The 5,784-nt window shown below is 60.0% G+C and carries 3 protein-coding genes and 3 pseudogenes; 2 read left to right on the top strand and 4 right to left on the bottom strand.

What is annotated here, in order from left to right; translation table 11 throughout:
* Positions 1-97: pseudogene (locus MU516_RS19180) on the top strand (IS5/IS1182 family transposase); the annotation flags it as partial.
* A 581-nt stretch (positions 98-678) separates the two neighbouring features.
* On the opposite strand, the pseudogene MU516_RS19175 reads toward MU516_RS19180, so the two are convergent.
* The 3 genes and pseudogenes from MU516_RS19175 to MU516_RS19165 form a co-directional block, all read right to left on the bottom strand.
* A pseudogene (locus MU516_RS19175) lies at positions 679-1,935 on the bottom strand (tripartite tricarboxylate transporter permease); the annotation flags it as partial.
* A gap of 90 nt (positions 1,936-2,025) precedes the next feature.
* Positions 2,026-3,114: a Bug family tripartite tricarboxylate transporter substrate binding protein gene (locus MU516_RS19170; protein WP_260278811.1), complete on the bottom strand. Its 1,089-nt coding sequence runs from the start codon at positions 3,112-3,114 to the stop codon at positions 2,026-2,028.
* A 27-nt stretch (positions 3,115-3,141) separates the two neighbouring features.
* Positions 3,142-4,221 carry a 4-oxalomesaconate tautomerase gene (locus MU516_RS19165; RefSeq protein WP_260278810.1) on the bottom strand — a complete coding sequence of 360 codons (1,080 nt, stop codon included), beginning with the start codon at positions 4,219-4,221 and terminating at the stop codon, positions 3,142-3,144.
* Here MU516_RS19165 and MU516_RS19160 point away from each other — a divergent pair.
* On the top strand, positions 4,220-5,227 hold the full coding sequence (locus MU516_RS19160; protein WP_260278809.1) for a LysR family transcriptional regulator: 1,008 nt from the start codon (positions 4,220-4,222) through the stop codon (positions 5,225-5,227). The genes MU516_RS19165 and MU516_RS19160 overlap by 2 nt on opposite strands.
* A 34-nt stretch (positions 5,228-5,261) precedes the next feature.
* Here the strand turns inward: MU516_RS19160 and MU516_RS19155 are convergent.
* Positions 5,262-5,543: pseudogene (locus MU516_RS19155) on the bottom strand (integrase core domain-containing protein); the annotation flags it as partial.
* Positions 5,544-5,784: the final 241 nt, after the last annotated feature.

The following is a 5,784-nucleotide window of genomic DNA, read 5'->3' as shown; positions in this document are numbered from 1 at the left end:
CAAGGACTGGCGCCGGATCGCCACCCGCTACGACAGATGCCCCAAGGTCTTCCTGTCGGCCATCGCTTTGGCCGCCGCCGTCATCTTCTGGCTATGACAATCAATGAGTCTGGACTCTAGGGCAGCGCTCAGCGGCCGGGCTTTGCCGGCAACAATCAGGAAAGCCGGGAAAAAGATCATCATGGCCGGGATGAAGCCGATCAGCCAGATCAGTGCGACGACCCCCGCGAACACCGCCAGGTACTTCTCGCGGCCCGAAGATTTTCCGGCCGAAGTAGCGCTCGCGTCGTCATCGTGGACTTCCGCGACACGACCAGACCTGATCCGCAGAATTACCACCAGCGATGCGATAAGTGCCAGAACGCCGATGACAAGCGGGAAGATCATGCCAAGGAAGGTCAGCTGTGCAGCTTCGAAGACGCAATAGGCGGCGACAAGGAACAGAAGTCCGGCAAAGGCGATCTGACGGCCACGGGTCTGCTGATCCGCAGCGTCGCTATCGCCTTCGCTGGAGATCTCGGCACCGAACCGAAGTCCCAGATAGACCGAGACGATGGTGATCAGCGCAATGATCATGACGCCCGGTCGCGTGATCCAACCCCAGTCATAGAACTGTACCGCCTGATAGAGATAGTTCTCGGCGCCAGGTGCCAGCACAAAGCCGATCAGCAACGCAGGACGAGGCCAGCCGAAGCGGCGCATGTAGATGCCGACTGCGCCCATCACGATCAGCGCGACCAAATCGGCCATTGACCGCGACGCCTGGAATGCGGCGAACATGGCGATCATCACCATGAAGGGTGCGAGATAGACGAAAGGCACCTGTGTGAGGCGGGCCACCTGCCGTGCCACCAGGACACAAAGCGCAGCCCCGACGACATTGGCCAAGGCCAGCGACCAGATGATCGTGTAGGTCAGGTCAAGCCGTGTCTCGACCATCGTGACGCCAGGCTGGATACCCAGCAGCACCATGCCGCCGAGGAACACCGCCATCGAACCCGAGCCGGGAACACCGAACAGCAGCGTCGGGATCAGCGCGCCGCCCTGGCAGGCATTGTTCGCCGATTCGGGCGCAATCACGCCACGCACGTCACCTTTGCCGAATTGCGACTTGTCACGGCTGGTCTGAACCACATGGCTGTAAGCGATCCAGTCCACAACGGCACCACCAAGTCCCGGAAGTGCACCGATCACGCATCCAAAGCTTGCACAACGCGCCACGAGCCATGGGTGACGCAACACGTCGCGCATTCCCTTGCCCCAGCCGCCGCCAAGCTCGGTGGTTTCCGAGATTGCCGTACCGCGCTTGAGAAGGTCAATGACCTCGGGGATGGCAAACAGGCCCATGGCAACCACGACCAGCGGCACGCCATCATAGAGGTAATCTATGCCGAAGGTCATGCGGGCTTCGCCCGTTGCAGGCGCAGTCCCGATCGCACCTATGACAAGTCCAATGCCGGCTGCGGCAATACCCTTGGTCAGACTTCGCCCAGACAGGACCGCCACCATTGAAAGACCAAAGATTGTCAACATGAACAGTTCAGCTGACGAGAAAGATAGGACTAGTGGTCGGGCGATGATGATGGCGACCGAGAGCACAAGCGCCCCGATCACGCCACCAAGAAGCGAGCTGGTAAAGGCCGCCGACAGCGCGCGCGCAGCCTCGCCTCGCTTGGCCATTGGAAAGCCATCCAGAACCGTTGCCTGACTGGCGCTGGAGCCGGGAATACCCATCATGACAGAGGTGAAGGTGTCACCCGTTGGAATGACGGCAACCATGCCGATCAGCATTCCAAGCGCCGAGGTCGGATCCATGCCATAAAGGAACGGCAGCAGGATGGACATGCCTGCGATACCACCAAGACCGGGCAGGATGCCGACAATCAGGCCGACGCAGACACCAAGGATAAGAAAAGCGATATGGCCACCGGACATGACCTGCCCAAGCGCCGCAAGCGCAGTATCTAGCATTGAGATTTCCTCCCCGAAAGCGTTGGCAGAGCCTGCTCGGCTCTGCCTCTGGCGTCACATGCGAACGTTGTAGTCTTCTGACAGCCAGTTGGTCAGAAAGTCACGAATGCCGGGATCGAGGGTCAATGCCCCTTTCAGCGCCGCATCTGCGTCAGGCCCGACAAGCTGTTCATAGACACCAATCTCGTCACCGGCCCGTTTTCGGAAATCGGGTGCCTCGACGATGTCTCGTGCGGCATCTCCATAGGCCGCGATCACTTCGTCTGGCGCATCCTTTGGCAGCACCACCATTTTCTGAAGTGAGAACCCGGCGAGCATCAGCGCCTTCCATGCCTCGAAAGCCTCTCCCTCGGGCTTGGCTCCTGTTGCCTGTTCGTAGAACTCGACAAAGGTCGGCATGTCCGGGAAAGAAGGATCGCGCTCGATATCTCCATCGGCATTGACTACGCCAAGTGAGAAAAGGGGCACGGCCTTGCCCCCATCAACCAGCGGCGAAACGCTGCTGAGATAGGCCGAACTGGTCTGAAAATCGATTCCGGCCTCGCCGCGCTCGAATGCCAAACGACCGGCGCCGCGACTTTCCATTCCGAAAACCGGCTTGATGTTCAGTCCTAGCATCTTGAAGCCCAGCAGAACCGGCATTTCCAGCGCGGTGGCGCCCTGGCTCGCAAAGCGGATCTCCTCGGCGCGCAGTTTCTCGATATCCTGCGGACCAGTGACGCCATATTTCGGATCGATATAGACCACGCCGCCAGTGGGCGAGGCCAGAACCGCTGTCCACTCGGCATAGTCATAGCGAACGCGCGGGTCGCCAAGAATGGCCGGGTATTGGGTCGAGGCCGAGGTGCCGAGGATCGACAGCCCATCATCGCTTGCGCGCATGGCGAACTGGTTCGCGCCCGAGATCGAGCCGCCTCCGGGAACGTTCAGCACCACGACCGTTGGTTTGCCGGGCAGCGCCTCAGACAGTTGCGGCGCGAAGAACCGTGCCCATACGTCCGTGCCGCCGCCCACGCCAAATGGAATAGTCCATTCGATTGTCTCGCCCGCGAAGTCCTGCGCTGTCGACGAGATAGGCATGGCGAGGACCGCAGCCGCCCCCAGAAGCAACGAAGGGATGCTGGATTTGCTCAGCAATTTCATGTGGTTTTCCTCCTCCTTGGGAATAGATTATGCGACTTTGTCGCGGATATGCACGAAGCCGTCGAAGAGCCTGCGTGCAGTTCTAATGACCGAAACGCGGCGAATTTCTCCGGTTCCCGGATCCTGTTCGATCTCAACCGGCGTGCGGCCGGACGGATGCTCGATAACCAGTAGCCTGCGTCCCTGCGCATCGGCCTCGGGCAGACTTGCCAGATCGTGCGCGACGGTGCCTTCTGTGCAGCAGGCTGCCGCGATGCAGACGGCGCCAGTGATCGCCACAGCAGTATGGCAGGCATGGGGCATGAAATAGCGCGCGCTGATGGTTGCGCCAGCGGTCGGCCGTGCCAGCAGGATGGGTTTCGGGATGACCATTTCGGCGACACTGCCGAGACCCATCAGCTGCCCCGACTCCAGCCGAAGCGCCTCAAGCCGCGCCATGAAGTCACGATCCGCATCCAACTCGGCAGGCGATTCACGGCCGGTCTTGCCAAGACTGCCCGCAGCCGCCAGTACAGCCGCCACCGCCATGTCGAAATGTGTGACCGGAATGCCCTGCACCGCGTCACGCAGCGCGCCAGTCGGTAGCAGCCTTCCAGTTTTCGATCCCGCCGCATCAAGAAAGGCCAGCCGCACAGGCGCTGCGGTGCCCGGCACGCCTGCGATGGCTGTCTCACCCTCATAGCTGACCAAACCGCCGGGCGTTTGAACCGTCGCTTCGATCCGCTTTCCGGTATTGAGGTTCAGGATCGTCATCCGGGTTTCCGGATCGCTCGCTGCGATCAGACCCTGCTCAATTGCGAAGGGGCCGACCGCCGCAAGCATATTGCCGCAATTCGGCGCGGTATCGACCAGCGCCTTTTCGACATTCACCTGCGCGAACAGGTAGTCGATATCGGTGCCCGACTGCTGGCTAGGGCCGACGATGGCGACCTTGCTGGTCAATGGATTGCCGCCGCCGATCCCGTCGATCTGCAGCGGATGCCCCGAACCCATGGCCGCGATCAGAACCGCATCGCGGGCGGATGTATCCCGGGGCAAATCCGACGACAAAAAGAATGGACCGCGTGACGTACCGCCACGCATAAGCACGCATGGAATTCTTGTCATGTTGTTGGTGTTCCTCTGGCGGGGCTTCATCTCGCCCCGGATGGAAAAACCTTGCCATGAAGTCGTGGTATGTGTGAAATGCAATGATCTGAATGATAATTGCACAGCTTGCATGAATATCGATCTGGAAGACCTCAAGGCCTTTGTCGCCACCGCTGAGATGCGGAGCTTTCGCGCCGCATCGGAAAGCATCCACTTGTCCCAGCCCGCGCTCACACGGAGGATTCAGAAGCTGGAGGCAACGCTCGGCGTTTCACTGCTGGAACGAACGACCCGCCGAGTCTCGTTGACCGCCGTCGGACGGGACTTTCTGCCCAGGGCGCGAAGGCTCCTAGACGACCTGGAAACCTCGCTGCTTTCCGTGCGCGAGATTGCCGAGCGCAGGTCAGGGCTGGTCAGCATCGCCTGCATCCCGACTGCGGCCTATTACTTCCTTCCCGATGTGATCGGCGAGTTCATCGAAGAATACCCTTCGATCCGTTTTCGCATCGTCGATGCCGGCGCGAATGACGTATTGCAAAGCGTCATCAATCGCGAAGTCGATTTCGGCATTACGCTGCTCGGCGCCGACGATCCCGAGGTTGCGTTCGAACCGCTGATCGAGGAACCTTTTTACTTGGCCTGCCGTCGTGATCATCCACTGTCTGAACGGGATCAGGTAACATGGGCCGAACTGGTGGATCACCGATTTATAACTGTGGGACGCGCAAGCGGTAACCGGTTAATCATGGATCTTGCCCTTGCAGGTGCTCAGGTCCGACCCAGACCTTACTATGAGGTGCAGCATCTTTCCACGTCGCTCGGTCTGGTGGAGGCTGGTCTGGGCGTCGCGGCATTGCCCCGCATGTCCCTTCCGGCAGACCCGCATCCGCTGATCGCAACCGTACCTCTGAAAGACCCCACAGTCACGCGGACCGTCGGCGTCGTGCGTGCACCCCAGGCCAAGGCCACACCCGCAGCGGAACAATTTTACAGGATGCTACTAACGCGATGGAAGGATATCTGATAGCGCAACGTCCGCTAATGTCTGCTTCTTGATTCTAGATGTTCAGCCCCGGCATCTGATGGATCGAGTTTGGGATGAATCTGTCAGGCTCTGATGTCCAGACTTTGCAGACGTATTCGTATGGCGTGAGGCTGCCGAGCGTCCTGAGCCTGCGCGCGAAGTTGTAAGCCACCATGAAGTCCCTCAGACGTGCTCGAAGCTGGTCGTGACTGTCGTAATGGAAGCGTTTGGCCGTGGCCTCCTTGATCGTGCGGTTCATCCGCTCGAGCTGGCCGTTGGTCCAAGGTTGGTTGGGCTTAGTCAGGCGATGTCCAATGCCGCTGGCCTCGCAGATCATGTCGCAGCGCACAGGCTTTGCGCGCGCAAGGGCTTGCGCTGATAGACCTCTACGATCCTGTGCGCGGCTATTGAAGAACGGAAGGCCATCACGTGGAAAGTATGCCTCCGGGGAGGGCCGCCTGAGCACGGGATTGGATTTCAGCTAAGAGCCTGAAGCTATGGCAGACCATAGCATCATGTCCCAGGTAGAGGTTCTCTCGGTCACGGATACAGGCCGG

It is taken from the genome of Paracoccus maritimus, from assembly GCF_025195095.1.
Classification (GTDB): domain Bacteria; phylum Pseudomonadota; class Alphaproteobacteria; order Rhodobacterales; family Rhodobacteraceae; genus Paracoccus; species Paracoccus maritimus.
This window is presented reverse-complemented; position numbering and strand designations above follow the sequence as displayed.